The sequence below is a fragment of the Lyngbya aestuarii BL J genome, assembly GCF_000478195.2.
Taxonomy (GTDB): domain Bacteria; phylum Cyanobacteriota; class Cyanobacteriia; order Cyanobacteriales; family Microcoleaceae; genus Capilliphycus; species Capilliphycus aestuarii.
This window is the reverse complement of record NZ_AUZM01000009.1, coordinates 42,156-64,293: the sequence shown is the minus strand read 5'-3', so window position 1 is coordinate 64,293 and position 22,138 is coordinate 42,156. Positions and strand designations below refer to the sequence as shown.

Below are 22,138 nucleotides of genomic sequence, written 5' to 3'. Positions count from 1 at the left end.
GACTTGGCTGAGTGGGGACAAAATCTTTATTTCAACAATCAAGGTCAGAAAACTTGTTTAACCGGAGAACGTTTGAGCGATTATCGAGAAAATCTGGCTGTATAAATGGCAACTCAACGGGGTATTTCGGTAGAAGAAGCCCGCTCTCAAGTGACAGTTTCCCAAGATGTTAATATGGTAATGATTGTTCAGGTGCCACTTAAACATCAAGAACTTGAATATTTTTCATATTTGTTTGAAAGCAATTTTTCGACAACAGAGATGTTAACAATTTCTCGTTGTATAGGAACAGTAGAGTCTAGCGATGTTGAAGATGCGGTGATTGGACACGGTGAAGATGAAGGGGAACATTTAGAATTGGGCGGTTACAAACTCGAACGGGATGAACGCTACCCCATTCGTGTAACCGTGCAGTTTTATAAGGCTACCAGTAACGGTATTGTTGATGATGAAGATTTAGAAAATATTCACCAATGTATTGAAGCGGCTTACAATAGTGCCGATTATATTGGCTCTTTAGTCGTTGGAACATTGGAGAAAGGAGAATTAGGAATGGGTGAGGCTCGTCCGACTCAACCCGCACCTTCTTCTGATGCGGTACTCTCTCCACCCAAGGATTTTCTTGAGGTTGTTAATCCTTTTGAACCCCATCAACAGCCGAAAACGATCGCAATGAGTTGAAGTTTTCTGTACCATTAATAAAGACGAGTCGGGGGATTAATTCTCCGGCTTTAAACGATTCTGGGGCGCATTGCTGATTTACTTTTTGAAAGCGAACATGAGTCAAACTATTCTGGTTACGGGTGCATCGGGAAACGTCGGTCGAGAAGTCCTTCGCAGCTTGAAGGATAAACCCGCAACGATCCGCATTGCCAGTCGTTCTCCGGTGCCGCTTGGGGAACAACAAAACCCCAACACTGTTTATCTTGACTTTGAAGATCCAACGACCTATCTTAATGCGATCGCCGGATGCCAGTCCGTGTTTTTGCTTCGTCCCCCCGCCATCAGCAATATGAAGGCGACTCTCAACCGATTTATTGATACGGTTCGTGAAGTGGGAGTTCAACAAATCGTTTTTCTGTCGGTAGCCGGAGCCGATCGCAATCCGATCATACCTCATTATACCGTCGAACAACACCTGCAAAACCATCCGGGCGACTGGACAATTCTGCGTCCCGGCTTCTTCGCTCAAAATCTCGGTAGCGCATACCGTTCGGATATCAGGAACGAGGATCGCCTGTACCTGCCTTCGGGTCGGGGACGAGTTGCCTTTGTAGACTTGCGAGATGTCGGACAAGTTGCCGCAGATGCCCTAGTCTCATGGAAAACTCATCAAGGTAAAGCATATACGTTGACAGGCCCTCAAGCATTTTCCTTTGAGGAGGTGGCGGAGTGTCTAACCTCGTCGTTGGGTCGTAAAATTCGTTATGACTCGGCAAGTATCTGGGGTTATGCACGCCATCTTCAACGTCAGAACCTGCCCGGGGCGCAAATTCTTGTCCAAACCCTTCTTCATCTGGGGCTGCGCTTCGGACAAGCAGAAACGGTCGATCCTACACTAGAACGGCTTTTAGGTCGAAAGCCTCTCGACGTGCGAGACTACATTACAGACCACGCCCAGTTGTGGCGCAAGGGTTCAACTTGAACACTACAGAATACTAACTTAAAAACAACCCGATTCTACTTTCTGTTAAATTCCAGCGCTCCCACATAGTCAAACCGACCGTAACGTTCATTATTTGTAAATAACTTAACCTCATAAGTTCCCCGCGATGGGAGAACACAAGAAATTGGCGTTTGTTGAGTTGTTTCAGCACAATCAAATGATTCTCCTTTGTCTGAAACTGCTTGAGTCATAATCCAGCGTTGGGTAGGATTTTTTAATTGAATTATTGCATTCAACCCCACATCAGTATTTTTTCATAAAAATGAGAATTGTCTCCGAAACAGATGAAGAACAATAGAGATTGATTGGGGACGTTGATGAGCGAGTCTAACTTTTCGGTTTCCGGGAAATATAATATCGAGGATTCTAGAAGATACCTTGACAAAATGGTTGACCGACTGATGCCTCAATTGCTGAAAAGCCAGAAGCGTATTCTGCTTGAAGATAGTCAGTCTCAGATGACGGGTGCTGAAGTTGCTCAAACACTTCTGAAAAAATGTAAGCTCAAAAATGTTCTGGTCTGTTTCAATCAAAACAAGCAGAACTCCTATCTTCCGGGGTTAAATTGGATTAATTTATCTGAAGATATTTATTATTCTCGCTCCGTTATTGCCTCCGCGATCGCCGCCCATGAAGTCGGCCACGTCTATCAACCAGAACCCCTGAAAAAACTGAGTTATTTGTTAAGACAATCCCCAATCATATACTACTCACCCGCCCGAGAATTTCCGATGTTAATTCCCCTATTTTTGAAAGGGGTCAGTCAGTTATTCTCAATCCAAATAGCCGTCTTGGTCGTTCCGATTATTGGAGCTTTAGTCGCCTGTTTAATAATGCTTTTGGGTGTATTGATTTGGATGGGTCGTTTATGGATTTTTCTAGATGAAATCTGGACTTCCCTATGGGCATTGAATTTATTAGAAAAGCACAAGATTTTGACCCGCCAAGAACGGAAACTTGCCCGAAAAGTCTTGTGGAATGCGGCTTTAACTTATTTACCCTTACTTCACCCAGCCTATAGACATCCTTTCTTGTAAACCAAGGTTTAAGAATCTCCCGGAATGGTCGGGAGAGTTTTCAGGATTTATTGGGGTGTAGAAAAAAAGTGCATAAGTTAATAACCTTCCGAGATAAGTAGTAATGCCGCAGTCTGGCTTGAGATTAGATTCTCAGTCAGACAAGCCATCAGTTTAGGGTAACAGTTATGGAGCAATTTATTGGTCAGGTTTTAGGCGATCGCTATCGCATTGAATCGCTACTCGGTGGTCAAGTCGGTCGTAGAACTTTTCTGGCGCATGATTTACAAACGGGTTTGTCGGTTGTGGTGAAATTACTATTATTTAGCCCGGATTTCACTTGGGAATATTTAAAACTATTTGAACGGGAAGCCGAAGTGCTGAAATCTTTGGATCATCCCGCTATTCCTCAATACTTGGATGACTTCGAGGTGGAGATGGAATGGGGAAAGGGGTTTGCGTTCGTTCAAACTTATATTGAAGCCAAATCGTTGCTGAAGTGGATAGAATCGGGTCGTACTTTTAGCCAAGCCGATACAGATGCGATCGCCAAACAGCTATTAGAAATTTTGGATTATTTGCATCGCCGCAAACCCCCAGTTATTCATCGGGATATTAAACCCAGTAATATTTTATTGGGCGATCGCAGTGGTCATAACGTCGGGCAAGTTTATCTGATTGATTTGGGTTCGGTTCAGACGGTGGTACATGGCGGCACCCGAACCATTGTGGGTACTTATGGCTATATGCCTCCCGAACAATTTGGCGGACACACCACATCGGCTTCGGATTTGTATGCTTTGGGGGCTACCCTAATTTATCTGGCAACCGGACAGCATCCCGATCAATTACCCCAACAGCAAATGCGTATCGGGTTTGAAAATCGAGTTCACCTCAGTCTTAATATGATAGACTGGCTGAAATTGATGACCGAACCCAGTGTTGAACTCCGATTTCAATCTGCAAAACAGGCATTAGAAGCTTTAGAAAATTCCAACTTCCGACAAAATCAGTTGTTCGTGACCAAACCGACTGGTAGCAAGGTCATAGTTACAAAGACTGAGGAGATGTTCGAGATTTTCATTCCGCCACGAGGTTTTGATCTGTCTCTAATTTTCCTAATTCCCTTGGCAATTGTATGGAACTCTTTTACCGCGTCCTTATTGTGGGCTATGCTTTCCAATTTTAGTTGGACAGGATTGTTTTTTGCTTTAGTGTTTTTCACGTTTTTTTCAATACCTGGTCTTTCGATGATTGCATACATTCCCTTTAGTTTATTCGGAGTCACAACACTTCGGATTACTCCGGCTAAAATTTCTCTAATTTCAAAAATATTTGGAGTTCAATACGGCCAACCCTTTATCAGCCATCGCTCGGATATTACAAAAGTTGAAATCTCCCCGGTTTCCTATCAAAAAGACTCGGATGGAAATCCGGTTAAAGTTCATCCTAAGATTAATATTTGGGTGGGGGTAAAAAAATGCACGTCAAATACTATAAACGGTTTAACTCCTCCGGAAATCGATTGGCTTGCTCACGAATTAAGTGACTGGCTGAATTTACCAATTAGCCGAGGTTAAGAACAAGTTTACGAGGAAAAAGGGCGCTAAGTTGTTATTATTCAGTCCCAAGGTAATTCTAAACCCTAAAATCACTATAAACCATTTCCAATTAAAATAAACGATGCCCAATAATAGGGGTGATCGAGATTATTACGAATATTAGCGGGAAGTTCAATTTCAGCACTCACAAAAACCATTGTACCATCGGACGATCGCTGACTGACAACGGTTGAGGTATTTTTAGCAATTAAACTCCGTTGGGCGATTTGTAACGCTTCAGTTTTACTGTATCCTTGTTGCAGGGCATGATAGAAAATATTCATCAATACTTGAGTCCCACCATCGCTAACTTTCCACAGCGACGCCAGCACAGCCCTCGCCCCCTGATTTTGGAATTGATAGCCGAGTCCGAGAATTTGTTCGCCGTTATTATCAAAGCCACCCAACCCCGTTTCACAGGCGCTCAATACCACCAAATCTACATTTGATAGTGACCAATTTTCCACATCCCGCAATGTCGGATTTTCCCCCTCACCAAACACAATAAAAGATTCCGAAGGGTCGCCCGGAACAAACGCCGCGTGGGTGGCAAAATGCAGCACGTTGTAACCGTTCATTTTGGGTTTCATCGTTTCTAAATTAAAGGCTTCATCTACATAAGCGGTTGTATTGGTCAGGGTATTTTGTAATACTGCCACTTCAATTCCCGCAAAGGGTAAACCCACAAATTGTACATCCCGTTGACCTATTTTTGCCGAACGTATTAACGACTCATCTGCAAACGCCCCCGCCAAAACTTGAGGTTGGGGTTGGGGCTGGGTATCAATTTCTTCTAGGGAAGCTGCGGTAATATTATTGACTCGAAAACGTTCGGCTAGCCATTCTTCACCATCGTGCAATGCCACCAACGGAATATAGCGTAAAACTCCATCCGGCGCATAAATAATCACCTCAGCATTGGCAGCTTTAAGGTCATCTTCGAGGGCTTCAAACAGCCAGCGATAGAGTTTTTGGGCGGGTGCAACCGCATCTTTACTTGGGTCTTGTAACGCCAAACGAAACCGAACAATTGTCCGATATAATTCTTCTCGACTTACGCTAACAGTGCGGCGTAATGGGGGAGAATTGGGTGTTGTGATGACTAATTCCAAGCGATCTTCTAGAATCAAAGGATAGAATAATACCGCATCCAACTCTCCCAATTTATCCCGCAAACGGTCTAACGCACCCAGAGATAAAGTTTGTTCTTGGGCTTCAAAACTGAGTTGTTCAATTAATGCGCGAACTTCTGAACTTCGGGCAAACTCGTTAAATTGTTGTTTAACTTCCGTCAATATTTTATCCAATTGATTGCGCCGTTGTTGTTCAGAGAGCGTTAAATTTTCCTTCTGTTGCAGTTGTGCCAGTTCTTCCCCAATTTCAATCACGTTCTGTTGCAGTTCGTTGTAACGGGCGAGAATTTCCTGTTCCGGTTGATAAAATTCGATTCCGCCAGCAGTGTTAGCATTTCCCCGAACATTCTTGAGATAATCTTCCAACTCCTGAACTTTCAGTAAATCCAAGACTCGCTGCGCTTCTAACAACCGATTTTCTTTTAACAATAAATCCGCCAAACGGCGATATCTCCCAGAAATACTATCTATATAGGATTGCTGAAGTTCTCTTGATAAACCTCGAAGATCTTGGCGAATAGCTTCTGTTACGTTAACAGATTGCTTCAAGAAGGTAATTGCTAACTGTGGTTGATTTTGTTCTTCTAGCACTTCACCAATATTGCTTAGAGAATTAGCTTCCCCTCTGCGATCGCCTATTTCTCGCTCAATAGTTAAAGACTGCTGATGAAATTCAATCGCTTTTTGATCATCTTTTAAACGATGGTAAACATAGCCTAAATTGCCCAGAGATCTTGCTTCCCCCTTGCGATCGCCGATTTCTCGTGCAATAGCTAAAGATTGCTGATAGGATTCAATCGCTTGTTCATATTGTTCTGAGTCGGAGTAAGTATTACCTAAACGACGCAGATAAATAATTTCCCCATGACGAGCGCCGATTTCTCGCGCAATCGCCAAAGATTGTTTATGAAATTTAATTGCTTTTTGGTAATCTTTTAAAATAGCGTAGGCATTACCCAAACTACTTAGAGAAAAAGCTTCTTTCTGGCGATTTCCGATTTCTTTTTCAATGTCTAAAGATTGCTGGTAGTATTCAATTGCCTTTTGGTACTGCCCCAAACTTTGGTAAATTACGCCTAAACTATGCAGATAGCTGCTTTCTCCATTGTAATCGCCAATTTCTTGAAAAATAGCTAAAGCCTGCTGATAGAATTCAATGGTCTGCTGATAATGGCTTAAGCTAGAGTAAGTGTCGCCCAAATAGCCTAGAGTCCAGGCTTCTCCATTGTGATCGCCAATTTCTTGAAAAATAGCTAAAGACTGCTGATAGAAATCAATTGCTTTTCGATATTGCCCTAAAAGTGAACAAACATGACCCAAACCCAGAAGAGAATCGCCTTCTCCAGCACGATCATTAAGTTCCTGTCTGATGGTTAAAGATTGTTGAGAAAATTCAATCGCCTGCTGATACTGTCCTAAAATTCTGTAAACAATGCCCACAGCAATTAAAACATCAGCTTCACTGCTGCGATCGCCTATTTCTCGATAAATTTTCAAGGCTTCTTGAAAAGATTGTAATGATTCTTGAAACTGGCTGGTTTTATATTGTTGAATACCCTCCTGTAATAATCGATCTGCTTCGGCTTTTCGTTCATTAGGGATTTGGGCGAGAACTGAGGACTCAGACAGAACGTTCATCGGTACAATGGGAGCCAATACACCAATCACCACCGCCAGGGTTAGGGCTTTCGGGTTCAACATGGGAGTTTGGGTTGGGGTAGATGTTACTTCACTTTTAATATATGTCTCTAGTTCCAAGAGGTATGCACTCTGCACCCCGAACCGTCGAGATTTCAATCAATTATCATCGTTCTCCCTTCACAATTGGTCTATATAAATTGAAGTTAAATAGGCTTCAAAGCGTGAAAACTTTATCCCCAATCTTGAGCGAATCAATCAACTTTTATGAGAATGGATTCGGTAGATAACCCGACGAGAAATATCTTGGGCAAATTTTTTAGCGTGGCTATTTAAACGGGACTCCCAAAATAGCGGCATCACATCAATGCCATGAAAACCGTGCAGTTGCCCAATTTTACCCCAAATGAGAAGAATCTCATAATTAAAAGCGGACAGATTTCCTAAAAAATTGGCTATAATCCAAATTTATCGGTTCAATTTTACTCAATTACTAACATCGAAGTAGAACTCGAAGCCGAAGATCAATTTTTTAGGGGAACTCGGATGAAAGCGGACTCAAACATTCACCCGGAGCCAAACTATGTATTATCCTTCAGCCAAAATTTACAGCTTACAGTTAGCAGTAAAACAACAGCAAATCACCTCCAATTACTCACACAACATTAGAGGTAGCTTGCCAATTGGAAATTCAAATATTAGACTTAAACGGTCTAACAAGCGCGAGAATCAACAACCCTTTATTCATCCTCAAATCCGACAATCCGCACCAAAATACAGCCAAATTCACTGCGGTAGCCAACCCGGACTTTGGATATTTCCCGTTAAATCTTGAGAAAACCCAACTAGGAAACTCTCAACGTTAAGAGTTGGGGAAAGCTTCTTTGTTGCCCGTCTGATCTTTCAATCAAGTCTCAAAAATTTATTTGAAAAACAGATGGATAAGTCTCCCATCGCCGATTAGTATTATCATCCAACGTCCAATCTTCTATTGGTTATCAATTTCCTTTGGGAATTGGCATCACAGTAGCAAAAAAAAATGTTAGAATATTTTCTAACAATGCACTTCTCTTCATCGGGTGTACTCTACACATTAATTAATTTTGAAAAATTCAGGAGGAAGATTTTGTTACCCCCCAACTCTTGTTTCTTGAATCGGAAAATCCCTTCAGATTGCAACGCTTATTTCCTCGCCCCAATTTTTTCTCGGAGGAAAAGGGTTATATTCTTCATCGGATGAACGTTCAATGTACCCGTCAAGTCTTGGAACTACCGTTGGCTGCAACCTTCCAAACTTTGCCCAACTATGAGAGGGTTTGGTCAAATGCCATGCAAAAAAGACCGCTACCAACGAATGGTTAGCCAAGAACACAGAATGCTTTTTGGACAATCCCTGCGGGGATAATTGCCCACCCAGAAGATGATTGCAGGTAAAAAATGTATCAGTTCGTAGATAAACATCAAGCTTGTGAATGTCTTTCCTGCTGCGATGCCACCATCCGAAGATATCGAGCCGGGGAGGAGTGGATAGAAGGAATTCACTGGATACCGATCAACTCCCGTGTCGTCCGGTACAACTTGGAACTGCTGCGAGACTGGCAGGCCAACCGCCATGACCAAATGGCTCATCAGAAAGCGATCGCCAGATATCAGAGCCTTCTGGAAGCGAACCAGAAGAAATATAAATGTTAAAATATTGGGACTGAAATGGGTCTGGTGTTTAGACCGAATCCCTAAAAACAATCGGAGCGGCGGGATTTGAACCGCATAGTCATAAAAAATGAGGTCACAACGAAGACGCTGTAAACCTCACCTAGTCTACCGAATGCAGATTTTAGGTAGAAAATAGGTAGAAATGAACAAGGATTATAGCGTTCTAGCATTGGATACCCTTAACCAATGGTTTTTATCAAACGGTATAGACACATCAAAGCTTGTTTATTTTGAAAGCTTGCAAGTATATCTTACAGGATGTAAAAAGTCAACCCCTAAGGGTGTAAGTATTTCTTACAGTGCTAAAAAATCTAATCGACTATATCTAAGATTCAAGACTGCGAGTCATCCAAGAGCGGACAAGGATAACCCGTGTAACGAGATATTCAATAAAGATGGGTTAATCAATGCTTTAATCAAATCTTTCAAGGTTGCTGACAAGCTTAAATAATTTGAGAATGAGTCTGATTTTTGGCAATGGTACAGTCAATAAATTGAAGAAAAAAGTCAGATTAAAAATGACCTAATAACTATTGAGGATGCGATTAAGCTTTGGAAGGAACGATACATGGAGGCAACTGACAAACGGAGTTTAAAACGTAATGAGAAAGGGTTTGAGTCAAACACGGAGGCTAACTGGGATACCACTTATGGGATGTTCTATAAGAAGCTAGACAAATCTAAAATCTGTAACGCTTCAGCCTTGATAACTCAGTTTGACAGCATTTGGGGACACCTTAAGGGACGTAAGGGGTACAAGAACGCTAACGCTGCAATTTGTAAGCTATTGAGAGAGACGAAACAACACGGAGAACTTCAAAAATGGATAGAACACTATGGGAAGATAGAAGTTACACAAAAAATAGAGGTGCAAGAGATAGATATTAATTTATTTCTTGATTTCAGAAATCGAATACTAGGACTTGGTGGTTACACTTTAAGCAAGATACAAGCCAACAACCTCGAAACTAGACAACAATGGTTTAAAGCGTTATCAATCAATTTAATTTATGGATTCAGAGGTCAAGAATTCAAAGCTATTGCTAACCTTGATAAACCCGTAACCGTTGGGAAGCGTGTTATTCCGGCTCTGTATGACTCAAACAATAAAAACAATATTCTAGTCCTGAATGATTGGCATGAGGTCATAGACGACAGTGGTAATATTCACAAAATAACCATCAAAACTAAGGGTCGTTTAGCGCGTCCAATGGTACATCCTGACTACCCTAATTTGATTAAAATGTTAGACATCAAAAATCCTGATATTTCTTTACCGACATTAAATCCCAAAAGCACTTCTAAACCTAGAACAATTAAAGATTGCTACCTCAGAGGTATGTCAAGAAAATTAGGACGATGGGTAACTCAATGCGGACTAGGCTTCAGTCAAACCCATGCACTTCGACATCTAGCTAACTTACACGGTACGTTATCAGGGCTAACAGACGACCAACGAGCTTTAACTCTAGGACACTCTAAGGCAATGAATGAGCGTTACAACAAGCATAAGACTATTGACGCTAGCTTAGACTTGCTGACAAGGGATATCAACGGGATAGAACAGCTAAGGAATGACAATGAACGATTGAAAGCTGAGAACGCTAGATTGCAAGAACTGTTAGCTTTCTCGAAGCGGGAAAATATGAACCTGAAAGAGATAATTCAGAATCTACAAGGTAGCGATAAGGTAGTCAGAATTAAGTAAGACTCTTAAAAATCAAATTTTTAATTCAAACTTGAGTTCTACTAACCCCTTTAACAACTCCTCACCCCTTAACTCACATCCTATATAGGATTTCTTATATAAGATTCAGAGTTAGCAAAAGCTAGGGGTGAGTGCGACATCTCGAAACTAATTGACAACGTGATATCTGATTTAGTTAAGTCGGCAGGCTAGAGAGAATAGAGGTTTTGTATCCTGCTAAAGAATCGAAGTTAAAAGAAAAGCTATGAAAGTCTACTAACCAACCTTATATAAGCAACCTTATATAACCATCAGAACTCCCATATAACATAGCTTGTGGGAGTTTTTGGTGTGTGTAGCTATCAACTGTTAGAGAGATGTAACAACAGAGAAATCAAAAAAACAGAATTAAGTCACGAGATAACAGAATTAGTCGATTTTCATTTTTGTTCCAAAACGATATCGCAGTTAAAACCTGACTTTGACTCTAGAATCTGTTTTTATTGCCAGGTTACAACCAAAAATCGAGAGGTCATGCAAAAGGTAGGTTACGAGCTAGTGACTCTCAAAATAGGTGGTGATGTGATTGTTGTAATAATCCCTTAACAGACCTTCCCCCATAACCTGACAAACTCAAGACACCAATGGCTAGTGAGGGCTGTCAGGGTTGCGTAGCACCGTAGGCTTGACCTTGACAGATAGAGCGACATTGGTAGGCTTAAGAGTTCAGGTTGGGGGGGTAAGTAGTAGAAACAGAGTGAAGTATAGATTTGACAGGATTACAGTTATATGCTCGTTGATTTACTAGGCAATCTAGGCAGTTAACTACATTCTTGCTAAATTTGAATTTGGATAGATTTTAGATAGAAGCCAGTAGGCTAGTCGGAGATGAGAGTGCTGCAAGTGCCGTATTTACGCCGTTAGGCGAAATCGGAGCGGCGGGATTTGAACCCACGACCCCCACTACCCCAAAGTGGTGCGCTACCAAGCTGCGCTACGCCCCGAACATATTCACTTAGTATAGCATGATGAACACAGATTAGTAAACAGATAATATTTTTGTTGTCTGAATGACTGCGGGGACAACTTCAGCCGGCCAACTTCCTTCTCCTCGTCGCCCGGTATTGAGAATAAACTGCAAATTGTAATCATCAGGATAACCTTCAACCTGCATCCAAATCAACTCACTTTCGGCTTCACAGGTAATTTTTTCTTCATCCATCAACTCACTCGTCATCTGAGTCATCGTGTCAGCCAGTTGGGTAAGCAGACGACAAAAATCATTCAACTCCGCCTCGGTTAACTCGATCGCCCAATCATCACCGCCCACTAACCCCTGATATTCTGTAGCGTTAGGATTCCAACCCAGACGCCAACCTACTCCCGTTTTGAGAATCTGATTCACAACCTTACTGTTTTAGAGTTGCAATAATTCGGCATCTCCAGGTTGAGGGAGGGGAGGTAAGGGCGAACTTCCATTTTTGGGTGAGGTTTGAGTAGTTTCTTCTGATGAACCGTCGGGGGAATCTGACGCATTCTCCGAAGAGTTTGGATCAAAGGAATTAACAAGTGTATCGACTAACTCCTGTCTTTGGCTGCGGTTAAAGGTTCTCACAGTTTCGCGATCGCCATCACGGGGATTTTTTTGCAATGAATCAGCCCCTGGATATTGAGATTCTAACATTGCTTCATTAACACCCAAATAATCAGCTAATGTTAGCTTCCAATCAAATCGAGATAAGGGAGAACGTCCTTTGACATAAACATGATAGCGAATTAATCGCCCAATTAATGTATCCTCTGCGGCGACTTCTCCGTTTTCTAAGGAAACATAATTATTTTCTTTGGGGAGATCGGGTAATTGTTGATAAACTTGTTGCCAAACATCTCGAATTCTAACAACGCGAGTTGGGGGTTGTTGGGCGATCGCCGCAGGAGTTGTTAACCCACTGATTCTAGCTAGTCCCTGAAAGTGACTGAATTCTATCCCACTAGCAAACACCGTTAGAACACTAACACCTAACGCCAAGAGTACAGAACGATACCATCGCTGATCACATTGAATAATCGCCATTCTCAATTTATGCTTAAGCATTTTGATTCAGGACTAGCTAAATTTTATCTGAATTGATCGTAATCCGTCAGTTCTATCTTCAAATGAATCAACTAACGATCTACAATAATCTCCGGTTGAGTGAGTTCATCAGACATTTCAATAATCGCCCGCAACACGGGCTTCATAATATTCTCGTCTATACTGTCAAAATCTTCATAGCGACAGCGTTTGGCTCGGTTGGCGACTTGTACGGTGATGCGATAACGGTTAGAAGCTGCACTAACTAAATCAGCCGCCCGACAAGTAATTTCGGTAGAATCGATGGTAGAACGTTTTTGCATACAGTTAGTTTTACTCTGAGTTAATCATCATACTACTATATCCTAACGAACAACTTGGGGGATTTGATATCGACTAGCTCAATCCCCTTTTTCGAGAAGCGAATACCTCTGAAACTCCTGATTAATTTAATATTGCACTGGTAAGTGTTAAATTTTTGTAATAGACTGTTGATCAATTCTGTTGTATATAGCTCTCTGAAGTAGATCAGTTAAACCCGAATCTAAAATTACCTATGCCAGCATCAGTCGCTTGGAGTTCCCAATCATCAATTATTCGCTTACCCCAAGTCCATCGTCATTCTCTGAGGCTTGTTGCTTTGGGCGATAGTCTAGTTTATGGCTATGGTGATCCTGAAGGTGGAGGTTGGGTTGAACGACTACGACGACAATGGATGTCACCGGGTAGTCCGGGTCATGTGGTTTATAATTTAGGAGTTCGAGGAAATCGAGTCGTACAGGTTCGCGATCGCCTAGAACATGAATTTCGTCATCGCGGTGAACTGAGAAACCGGGTTCCTGATGTGATTATTTTATCGGTTGGTGTGAATGACTGCGCGAGAATTCAATCTCCCCAAGGACGCAATTACACTGATTTTGAACAATTTCAAACGGTAATCAATAGTTTACTCGATAGCGCTCAAAATCTTTGTCCGGTTTTGTTTGTGGGAATGGTTCCGGTTGATGAAATGAAAATGCCATTTCAAGATTGTTTGTATTACAATCACGAAAACCAATATCTCTACAAAGAAGCGACTCGTTTAGCGTGTTTAGAGCGAAATATTCCCTATCTTGATATTTTTGAACATTGGCTAAAACAAGGTGAAACTTGGTGGAAATCGCGTTTGAGTGTAGATGGTTTACACCCAAACACAATGGGTTATCAAAGCTTACTCCATGATGTACTGAATTGGGAACCAATTATTCAAATGGATCGATCTCATCATTCCCAGTTAATTTAAGTTGGATGATCTCATTCGAGAACATTTTGCTTTAATAATGTCCTGGAGGCGGATAGTATTGTATGGGAACTCTCTCGTCAGAAGATGTCGAAGATTGAGTTTCTCTAGAAGTCTCGTTGCTTTTTTGTTCAGAGGCGAAACCGGGTTGAACAAACGCTAGGGTGAGAAGCATGGTGAATACTAGAATGGATTTAGCTTTATTCATTTGTCTCTACTCCTTTTTTTTAATCGTATTCTGTCTGAACATCTTTGAAGATACAAAATTTTCAGGGGTAGAGACTTCCCCCATTCAGGTGATTTTTTCCGAATATTGATTGTTCTCTTTAATGCTTAAGGTTTATTTGTTTCGTCTGAAACCGATTGTTTTTCCTGATAAAAACGACAATTGTCACAAGGGCCAGAAGGATTCACCGCACAACGAACATAGGACGAACGTGCATTATACTGGCAAGAAAGATCACCAATTAAATAACCCACTCCCTCGATATATTGGGCATCGGGAGGTAAGTCGGGTCTACGCCAGTGGGTAACAGCAACACCCGTTCCGACTGTTGAAATCTGACTAATCGTGCGGGTTTCTATTTGTCGTCGAAACCACCAATAAATAAATGCTGGACTGATGCCAATAATCAGAATAAATAGAGAAATAAACACAACACTACTTAATCAAAAGTATCAGGTTTTAGAGCTATTTTCCAAAGAAACAGTCGAATTCTGAAGGCTGAAAAAATAACCAACGAGATAAAGAGAACCACACAAAACAACGTCATTGGAGGATGCAGTCGGATCAAGCGCCGCCTCTAAACCGACAATCAAATCAGGATAAGCTTGAGAACACGCTAAACTCGGACAAACGCTACGACTCAAAACTGCTAATTGTTCCGGTTCGGCGCTACTATGTTCGGGGACAGGAACTAAATACAACCGATCTCCAGAACGTAGCAAAGCCTCAAAGATATCTGCATGATCTTTTGTTGATAACATTCCCATTACCCAAGTAATCGGTTGTCGGGGGTTGACATCTTCGGCAGATTGAACGTCTATACTATCAACGTATTGACGCAAAACTTGAGCAGCGGCTGGATTATGAGCGCCATCAACTAACAATCGGCGATCGCGCCAACTTGTCCATTGTAACCGCCCCAACCAGCGAGTGTTTGTCATTCCCTGCCAAATTGCTGCGGGGGAAATCTGCCATCCTTGCTGTTGTAATAATTTGATCGTCGCGATCGCAATGGCTGAATTAATCAGTTGAACCTGTCCCAACAACGGTAAAGGATATTCAATCTCTTGATAAATTGCAGTTGTTAACCCGTCTGATGTTTTTTGGTGAGTTGGAGTCGCTGCTTCTACCCAAACCGCCGGACAATTTAATTGATCAATACGCTGTTCTACAACGGCTTTTGCTTCTGGGGGAAGTTGACCGATTACAGCCGGACATCTGGCTTTGAGAACTCCTGCTTTTTCTGTGGCGATATGAGCCAGAGTTGGGCCTAGACGTTGCCAATGTTCGCGGCTAATTGAAACGATAGCACTGACTAAAGGGCGATCGCAAACATTTGTCGCATCCAGTCGTCCTCCTAAACCGACTTCAATCACCGCAATATCCACCTGTTGCTGGGCGAAATAAAGCCATGCTGCGGCGGTAATCACCTCAAACTGAGTCGGAGAGGGTTGACTGGGATTAATCGCCGCTTCAACTTCTAAAAGCACTCCTTCGAGATCGCTTCGAGAAATAGGCTGTTCATTGATACAGATCCGTTCTGTCCAGTCTACCAAATGAGGGGAAGTATAGCGTCCGACTCGATAGCCTGCCTGAGTCAAAATCGAGGAAAGATAAGCACAAACAGAACCTTTACCGTTGGTTCCCGCAACGTGAATGATGGGAACCTGATGATGAGGATTACCCAAACAGGCGAGTAAGGTTTGAATTCGTTCTAAGCCGAGATGTACCCCAAAGCGTTGAAAGCGTTGTAAAATCAGGTCTACAGTCACGATTAATGATTAATGAGTGAGTCGGGATTTAATTGAATCATTATTGATTGGAACTCGGGGGATCTTCAGGTTCAGCAGAGAGCTTTTCCGAAAGCGATCGCAAGGAAGCTCGGGGAATATAGGGCCAGCCTCCATAGGTTTCGATTTCTTTCAGTAAAGCATAAAGAGCCTGACGATTATCAGGTAAAGCATCTCGAAACCAGCCCTCTCGAATTTCTCGATGCAAGAGTTCTAAGGTGCGAAGTATCGCCAACAGTGCGACGGTATTCCCCTGAACTTCTTGGCTCAAGTCGCGAATCGTCAGCGAGAGTGATTCTAACTGAGACTTAAAGGGTTCTGATTCAAAGTCGATTTCGTGTTCCATGATTCGGTACAGGTTGCTCAATTCTTTCTCAATTCTCGGGTTTTTGGGGAAGATCTGGCCAGCTTGATCGGCTTGTCGGTAATTTTCTAGGAGTCTAAAGCCCTAAGCAAATCAACTTAAGTAGTTTAGCTTAGGTTGTTATAAATTCATACTCTAAGCAACAAAAAAAGTCACAAGCCATGTACAATTCTCTATTGGGCGATCATTGAAAGTCCCGATTGCACAAGCGATAAAGTCTGTGATCAGATTTCCCGTTGTTCGGGAAAAATTGCAAAAACCAGACCAGAAGTGTTCTAGCTTAAAAATACAGATCCTTCTACTGTGGGTGAGAGTGTCAATTGTGATCTCAGAAGTTAATGGCAACGGTGACAGATCACTCAATATATGTCACATATTGATTGGGGATATAGAGGTTAAAAATGAAATATCGTGCTTTAGTTGCTACACTTTTAGCGTTGTGCTTGAGTGTATTAACGGCTTGCTCGTCAGGGCCAGAAACAAAAAATCCAGAGTTACTGACCTATGATGATATCGTTAACACAGGTTTAGCAGTCAACTGTCCGAGTTTACCAGAAACAGCTCGGGGTTCGATAGCACTGGATTCTAGCACTTCTTATGAAATTTCGGGTTTATGTTTGCAACCGACGACTTATTTTGTCAAGGAAGAACCCACTAGCAAGCGCAAAGAAGCGGAATTTGTTCCGGGTCGATTGTTAACTCGATTTACTTATAGTCTTGATCAAGTCGGTGGCTCGTTAAAGTTTGATAAAAACGGTGTTCTCACCTTTCAAGAAAAATACGGCATTGATTTTCAGCCGATTACGGTTCAGCTTCCCGGTGGCGAACAAGTTCCTTTCTTGTTTACGATTAAAGGATTAGTCGCTCAAAGTCAAGCGGGTTTATCGAGCATTAATACGTCTACTGATCTAGAAGGAGTATTTAATGTTCCTTCCTATCGGGGTTCTACTTTCCTAGATCCTAAAGGTAGAGGTTTAGCGACAGGTTATGATAACGCTGTGGCTCTCCCTGCAACCGCAGATGGGGAAGATTTCGCCGAAGCAAATATTAAGCTTGCAGATACCCAAGTTGATGCAGGTAAGATTTCTCTACAAGTGTCTAAGGTGGATGGAGAGACCGGAGAAATTGCCGGAGTTTTTGAAAGCGAACAACCTTCAGATTCAGATTTAGGCGCGAAAGAGGCTGTTGAAGTAAAAATTCGCGGTTTATTTTATGCTCGTGTAGAACCGACTACCTAATCGGATAGAGCGATTAGTGGGGTTGAACAGCTTCTTTTTCCCCAATCCGAGGGGTTTGCTGTTCAATCGACAAATCAGATTCAAGCTGGGGAGGGACGACAAGTTGTCCCTCTTTTTTGTCGCAGTTCTCAGCTTTTAATGATTCACTGAGTTGATGTTCAGCTATCTGTTCACTTCCACTTCATTGACGTGATAATTAAATAAACTTTGCTTAAAGTTAGAGTTTTATAAACGGCTTTCACCGTAATTTAAGCGTTGAGATTATGAATTTTATCGGTCAAATCCTAGCTGATGTTCATGTGTTAAAATTGAGTTAATCCTTGTCTCTGACGAAGTTTTGGTTTATACTTGACATTGGAGGAATCAATGAGGACTCCATTTATCGACAGTTGTATATAAACACTGTTATACCTACGTGAATTTATGGAAATTTTCTAATCTTTAGAAAGTTGATATCCGTAAATTTACGGACATTAAAAAAACAATAATTCACCAATCAGTTTGATCACAAGACTGAAATCATCTGGAAACTTTACCAGAAGCCTGCTCTACCAACGAGAGGACTACCTATGTTAGCCAAAGCCACCAACACCATCAAGTGCGAAACTCTAGAACTACTGCGTGACTATCAGTGTTCTCACTCAAAAGAACTCCGTAATCAGCTTGTACAGCTTAATATCGGACTTGTTCGCAAAGAAGTCCACCACTGGGTTAATCAATGTACCGAAAACTATGATGACCTACTACAAGTCGGCTGTATTGGTTTAATTCGGGCGATTGAACGATTTGACTTGTCTAAGGGTCATGCGTTTAGTTCATTTGCGATTCCGTATATTCGCGGAGAAATCCAACATTACCTCAGAGATAAGAGTCTTCCGCTTCGAGTTCCCCGCCATTGGTTGACACTCCAACGACAGGGAATGAAACTGGCTCAAGAACTCCAAGTTAAACTGAAGCGACAGCCCACTGATACAGAAATCGCTGAAGGGTTGAATATCTCAGAAACGGAATGGAGTCAAGTCAAACTCGCAGGTTATAATCGTTCCCTTTTGAGTTTGGATGCTCCTGTCCAAGATGAAAACGAAGGCACCACCTGTCTCGGAGAACTGGTTCCCGATAACCGCTACCGTAGCTTTCAACTCGCCCAAGAAGATCAAATTCGCTTACAACAAGGGTTATCAAAGTTAGAAGAAGGAACTCGGAAAGTTCTAGAGTTTGTCTTCCTTTACGATTTAACTCAAAAAGAAACCGCCGAACGCTTAGGAATTAGTGCGGTTACGGTTTCTCGTCGCGTCAAAAAGGGCCTCAATCTACTTCAGAGAATTATGACAGGTTCAGAAGACGAATAATTTATCGGGTGTGTCAGACTCTTAACGTTACCGTTAAAATTAGTGGTCTGATGCACCTAACCCGATTCTTGTATCAATGTTTTTTCAGTCTGAGATCAGAAATTGAATAACTGATAGCGACTTGACGTTAGAAATTAAAGAAATTTATCGCAATATGGCTAACAATGAGTTTGAGTTTTCCAAACACGCTGTACAGTCATTATATTAAAAGCTAAACATACAAAAACAGTATTTTTACGGAGAAAAATCTTGTAGCTTGATACTTAAATATTTCTAAAAGTTCAGTAATTCTTCTCTTGACTATCAAATGTTTAAAGTTTAATCTTGATAGTAGAAGTAGCAATTAAGTTGATGTCATTTGCTACTTCATTAGTTGTGGGAGTTACTACGAAATGAGTGTTTCAGCTTTTGATGGTTTAGACGATAATAGTTTCTTTGATAGAGTTAAAGCCAAGTTTACTGAAAAAGCACCCGATTTATCTAAGACTTTAAACATTGCTATTATTGGCAAAGTTAGCTCGGGAAAAAGTTCTTTAATCAATGCTTTATTACAGCACAGCCGAAGACAAGGTTTAGAAATGGCAAAAGTGGGAGCAATTTCAGGAGTTACAAAAGATTTAACCATCTTAAAACTTGATGAAAAAGTCTGTCTGATTGATTCACCAGGACTTGATGATATCCGTGCGGAAAATAGTAAAGTCACTCGAAATTTCCTCAAGCATATTGATGTAGGAGTTTTTGTCGTCACAGGATCATCAGATGCTTCTCAGAAAAAAAATCTAGATGATTTGAGAAAACATTGTGATTCAATTTTTGTAGTTCTCAACAAGATTGATGAATGGGATGACCTCGATTCAACAGTTCTTGATGAGGTAATAAATCAGTGGAAAAATGACTTAAAAGTAGATAAAATATATCCAACTTGTGCAAAAGGTTATGATCCTAAAAGTCGTCTCCCCAAAATGGATATTAGAGGCGTTTATCAGCTTCGTAAGGATATTGAGGAGTTCCTCGAAAAAAAGGGAAAGGACTTATTGCTCGCAAGACACATGGCTGAGAAAAAGTCTTATGCTGTTGGAATCATTGCTGGGGCTTTAGTAGCAGTCGCGGCTGAAGCATTTATTCCGGGTAGTGCGGTTTATATAACAGCAACGCAGGCAGTAGCTATTGGATCTTTGTATTATCTATATAAGGGTCAGATTCTCCCTAAAACGGCAGCTATTGCAATTCTTCCTACATTTTTGTCTCAGACTGTGGGTTCCAATTTGTTTTTGGTTGTTAAGTCCTTTCTTCCCCCAACAGGAATTGTTGATGCCGCAGCAGCAGGTGTAGCAGTTGTTATTACTCTGGCTATGTTAGCAACTGTTAATTCTATACTTTCTGAGGGTGGTAAACTTGAACAAGAAGAACTGTTACAGTCAAAATTCAAAACCTATCATAAGCAGGCTAAAACACTTTTTAAGGATTTGGCATTAACCGATATAAATGATTTCCAGAGTTTGACAGGAATAGTTACCAAATTTCTTTCTTAATTTTTGCAGAATCACATTAGAATACTGTGTTGCGTCAGAACATTAACCTTCGGGTTAAACCAATCGTTTGCTTGTCTAACGCACCCTAACTCTACTTTTTTGAGAAAGATCGCGATCAATTTGCAACCAATCCCCTATTGTTGATATAGTTGTAGGTTGTGCCTGTCTGAAATAAAAGACGATCGCGTTATCGTTGCAGAAAACAATTTTACAGGCTGACCCGTATAATGTTAACGCTTATAGAGATTACTGAACAATGGCACTTACAATCGAATGTCAAAAACGAGCCGAAGGCACTAAGCCCAAAGCCTTGCGTCGTGAGGGTTTAATTCCGGCTGTCTTGTATGGTCATCAGGGAACGGAGTCTATTGAACTCACCCTTGATCAAAAAAAGGCAATTCAGTTAATGCAGACTGCGACAGTCAACAAAACCGTGATCGAACTCAGCATTCCTCATCTATCCTGGAATGGTAAAACGGTACTCCATGAAGTTCAGGCTCATCCTTGGAAACCCTTACCCTATCACTTTAGCTTTTTTGCAGTAAAGGCTGAATAAGATTCAAACTCTCCCCCTAACCCTATGTCCTAGAAAGCGAGGGGGAAGTAGTTGATTATCCCGCAATTACGGTTTTCAGTTGATCAACTGGAGATTTCGGTAAACGGGGGCCATGAATTTGCACGACTAACGAACCGAAATAATTTCCCCAACGGGCGGCTTGTTGTAATGTTAAACCATTGGTTAGTCCGTAGAGAACTCCACCCGCAAACGCATCTCCTGCACCGACAGTATCAACAGGTTTAACCGGAAATCCCGCAACTGGGGTGATTTGTCCCTTCTCCACAACAAGACAGCCTTTGTCACCATCGGTAATAAAAGCTAAATCGACAATTTTACCCAGTTTGCTGGCACAATCTTCTAAAGACTCACTTTGACAGAAGTGACGCACTTCATCGGCATTACAAAAGACCACATCACAATATTCTGATGTTAACTTGTGAAAATCGTCAGTAAAGCGATCTAATAAAAACCCATCCGAGAAAGTAAACGCAACCTTGACGCCATGACGTTTAGACTGTTCCATTGTTTCAATACAGGCTTTACGAGGATCGGCTGCATCCCAAAGATAACCTTCAACGTAGCTATATTGACACTGACTCAAATGTTCGAGATTAATATCACTAACCGATAACTGCGTTGCAACACCCAGGTTTGTACACATGGTTCGTTCAGCGTCAGGAGTTGTCAACACTAAACAAGTTCCAGTGGGGTTATCTGGGTGAAGATGAGGAGCAACTTCAAACCCAATCCCTAACGCCGCCATATCCTGACGGTAAAATTCGCCATTGGTGTCTTCAGCCACTTTTCCAGTATAGTAGCCTGTTCCTCCACTTTGGGCGATCGCAATCATCGTATTCGCCGCAGACCCTCCACAGCGCAATTCTAGAGATTGATTTTCCAACTCTTGTAATAATTTACCCTGGTTTTGGACATCCATCAAGGTCATTGCACCTCGATTTAGACTATGGTTTTGGATAAAATTATCATCAACTAATGCCAAAATATCGAGTAAGGCATTTCCTACACCAAAAACACCTTTGGGCTTTGAAGCTTGATTATTTTCGCTCATGCGATCTTCTGGGTTGAGAATTGAACATCGTCACCCATCATATCAAATCATGAGAACAAGGTTAGTTAAAGATTGAGATACAGTATCAATTTAGATCTCAACTCAATTACAAATGACCAATTCTCCCTTGTGAATATGACTCATTCTTCCCTTATGATTTTAATTCAGCAGATGTTAAAACCGTGATTTGATCCTCATCTGGTT

23 protein-coding genes and 1 tRNA gene are annotated in these 22,138 nt (G+C 41.5%); 13 read left to right on the top strand and 11 right to left on the bottom strand.

Going from position 1 to position 22,138, the window contains the following annotated elements; all coding sequences use genetic code 11:
- Positions 1 to 105 precede the first annotated feature (105 nt).
- Entirely contained in the window at positions 106 to 681 is a 576-nt protein-coding gene (locus tag M595_RS06035; protein WP_023065180.1) for a hypothetical protein, read from the top strand.
- A 97-nt stretch (positions 682 to 778) separates the two neighbouring features.
- A complete protein-coding gene (locus M595_RS06030; protein ID WP_023065254.1) occupies positions 779 to 1,645 on the top strand; it encodes an SDR family oxidoreductase in 867 nt (288 codons plus the stop codon).
- 35 nt (positions 1,646 to 1,680) lie between these two features.
- Here M595_RS06030 and M595_RS31035 read toward each other — a convergent pair whose 3' ends face one another.
- Positions 1,681 to 1,857: a hypothetical protein gene (locus M595_RS31035; RefSeq protein ID WP_161809807.1), complete on the bottom strand. Its 177-nt coding sequence runs from the start codon at positions 1,855 to 1,857 to the stop codon at positions 1,681 to 1,683.
- A gap of 126 nt (positions 1,858 to 1,983) precedes the next feature.
- Between M595_RS31035 and M595_RS06020 the strand changes: the two genes are divergently transcribed.
- Both M595_RS06020 and M595_RS06015 read left to right on the top strand, forming a co-directional pair.
- Positions 1,984 to 2,703, top strand: a complete 720-nt coding sequence (locus M595_RS06020; protein WP_083492781.1) for a zinc metallopeptidase — start codon at positions 1,984 to 1,986, stop codon at positions 2,701 to 2,703.
- 167 nt (positions 2,704 to 2,870) lie between these two features.
- Complete coding sequence (locus M595_RS06015) at positions 2,871 to 4,262, top strand: serine/threonine protein kinase (RefSeq protein WP_023065153.1); 1,392 nt, start codon at positions 2,871 to 2,873, stop codon at positions 4,260 to 4,262.
- A gap of 74 nt (positions 4,263 to 4,336) precedes the next feature.
- Here M595_RS06015 and M595_RS06010 read toward each other — a convergent pair whose 3' ends face one another.
- Positions 4,337 to 7,117 (bottom strand): CHAT domain-containing protein, encoded by a 2,781-nt coding sequence (locus tag M595_RS06010; RefSeq protein ID WP_040483657.1) that lies wholly within the window; start codon positions 7,115 to 7,117, stop codon positions 4,337 to 4,339.
- A 520-nt stretch (positions 7,118 to 7,637) separates the two neighbouring features.
- Between M595_RS06010 and M595_RS30515 the strand changes: the two genes are divergently transcribed.
- The 4 genes from M595_RS30515 to M595_RS05995 all read left to right on the top strand — a co-directional run bounded on the left by M595_RS30515 (position 7,638) and on the right by M595_RS05995 (position 10,475).
- Positions 7,638 to 7,889 carry a hypothetical protein gene (locus M595_RS30515; RefSeq protein ID WP_152983538.1) on the top strand — a complete coding sequence of 84 codons (252 nt, stop codon included), beginning with the start codon at positions 7,638 to 7,640 and terminating at the stop codon, positions 7,887 to 7,889.
- Positions 7,890 to 8,227: 338 nt separating this feature from the next.
- On the top strand, positions 8,228 to 8,416 hold the full coding sequence (locus M595_RS30510) for a hypothetical protein (RefSeq protein ID WP_023065208.1): 189 nt from the start codon (positions 8,228 to 8,230) through the stop codon (positions 8,414 to 8,416).
- 75 nt (positions 8,417 to 8,491) lie between these two features.
- Positions 8,492 to 8,746 carry a hypothetical protein gene (locus M595_RS06005; protein ID WP_040483656.1) on the top strand — a complete coding sequence of 85 codons (255 nt, stop codon included), beginning with the start codon at positions 8,492 to 8,494 and terminating at the stop codon, positions 8,744 to 8,746.
- 589 nt (positions 8,747 to 9,335) lie between these two features.
- Positions 9,336 to 10,475, top strand: coding sequence for a hypothetical protein (locus tag M595_RS05995; RefSeq protein ID WP_023065230.1), 1,140 nt, complete (start codon positions 9,336 to 9,338; stop codon positions 10,473 to 10,475).
- A gap of 909 nt (positions 10,476 to 11,384) precedes the next feature.
- Here M595_RS05995 and M595_RS05985 read toward each other — a convergent pair.
- The 4 genes from M595_RS05985 to M595_RS05970 all read right to left on the bottom strand — a co-directional run bounded on the left by M595_RS05985 (position 11,385) and on the right by M595_RS05970 (position 12,851).
- Positions 11,385 to 11,458 (bottom strand) — tRNA-Pro (locus tag M595_RS05985).
- 35 nt (positions 11,459 to 11,493) lie between these two features.
- Positions 11,494 to 11,859, bottom strand: a complete 366-nt coding sequence (locus tag M595_RS05980; RefSeq protein ID WP_023065188.1) for a DUF1818 family protein — start codon at positions 11,857 to 11,859, stop codon at positions 11,494 to 11,496.
- Between the two features lie 12 nt (positions 11,860 to 11,871).
- A complete protein-coding gene (locus tag M595_RS05975; protein WP_238987029.1) occupies positions 11,872 to 12,549 on the bottom strand; it encodes a hypothetical protein in 678 nt (225 codons plus the stop codon).
- 71 nt (positions 12,550 to 12,620) lie between these two features.
- On the bottom strand, positions 12,621 to 12,851 hold the full coding sequence (locus M595_RS05970; protein WP_009783100.1) for a DNA-directed RNA polymerase subunit omega: 231 nt from the start codon (positions 12,849 to 12,851) through the stop codon (positions 12,621 to 12,623).
- Between the two features lie 233 nt (positions 12,852 to 13,084).
- On the opposite strand from M595_RS05970, the gene M595_RS05965 reads away from it, so the two are divergent.
- A complete protein-coding gene (locus tag M595_RS05965) occupies positions 13,085 to 13,810 on the top strand; it encodes a GDSL-type esterase/lipase family protein (RefSeq protein WP_023065203.1) in 726 nt (241 codons plus the stop codon).
- A gap of 31 nt (positions 13,811 to 13,841) precedes the next feature.
- On the opposite strand, the gene M595_RS31030 is transcribed toward M595_RS05965, so the two are convergent.
- From M595_RS31030 to M595_RS05950, 4 genes are all read right to left on the bottom strand, one after another.
- Positions 13,842 to 14,015: a hypothetical protein gene (locus M595_RS31030; protein ID WP_161809806.1), complete on the bottom strand. Its 174-nt coding sequence runs from the start codon at positions 14,013 to 14,015 to the stop codon at positions 13,842 to 13,844.
- A gap of 125 nt (positions 14,016 to 14,140) precedes the next feature.
- A complete protein-coding gene (locus M595_RS31530; protein ID WP_023065204.1) occupies positions 14,141 to 14,464 on the bottom strand; it encodes a DUF6464 family protein in 324 nt (107 codons plus the stop codon).
- 21 nt (positions 14,465 to 14,485) lie between these two features.
- Entirely contained in the window at positions 14,486 to 15,805 is a 1,320-nt protein-coding gene (locus M595_RS05955) for a bifunctional folylpolyglutamate synthase/dihydrofolate synthase (RefSeq protein WP_023065245.1), read from the bottom strand.
- A 40-nt stretch (positions 15,806 to 15,845) separates the two neighbouring features.
- Positions 15,846 to 16,169, bottom strand: coding sequence for a hypothetical protein (locus M595_RS05950; RefSeq protein WP_023065231.1), 324 nt, complete (start codon positions 16,167 to 16,169; stop codon positions 15,846 to 15,848).
- 419 nt (positions 16,170 to 16,588) lie between these two features.
- Here M595_RS05950 and M595_RS05945 point away from each other — a divergent pair, with 419 nt between their 5' ends.
- The 4 genes from M595_RS05945 to rplY all read left to right on the top strand — a co-directional run bounded on the left by M595_RS05945 (position 16,589) and on the right by rplY (position 20,862).
- Positions 16,589 to 17,425, top strand: coding sequence for a photosystem II manganese-stabilizing polypeptide (locus tag M595_RS05945; protein ID WP_023065168.1), 837 nt, complete (start codon positions 16,589 to 16,591; stop codon positions 17,423 to 17,425).
- Between the two features lie 569 nt (positions 17,426 to 17,994).
- On the top strand, positions 17,995 to 18,774 hold the full coding sequence (locus tag M595_RS05940; protein ID WP_023065207.1) for an RNA polymerase sigma factor SigF: 780 nt from the start codon (positions 17,995 to 17,997) through the stop codon (positions 18,772 to 18,774).
- A gap of 392 nt (positions 18,775 to 19,166) precedes the next feature.
- Positions 19,167 to 20,306 (top strand): GTPase, encoded by a 1,140-nt coding sequence (locus M595_RS05935; protein ID WP_023065162.1) that lies wholly within the window; start codon positions 19,167 to 19,169, stop codon positions 20,304 to 20,306.
- A 256-nt stretch (positions 20,307 to 20,562) separates the two neighbouring features.
- A complete protein-coding gene (gene rplY / locus M595_RS05930) occupies positions 20,563 to 20,862 on the top strand; it encodes a 50S ribosomal protein L25 (protein ID WP_009783091.1) in 300 nt (99 codons plus the stop codon).
- A 55-nt stretch (positions 20,863 to 20,917) separates the two neighbouring features.
- Here the strand turns inward: rplY and M595_RS05925 are convergent, their stop codons facing one another.
- Entirely contained in the window at positions 20,918 to 21,934 is a 1,017-nt protein-coding gene (locus M595_RS05925) for an adenosine kinase (RefSeq protein ID WP_023065161.1), read from the bottom strand.
- Positions 21,935 to 22,138: the final 204 nt, after the last annotated feature.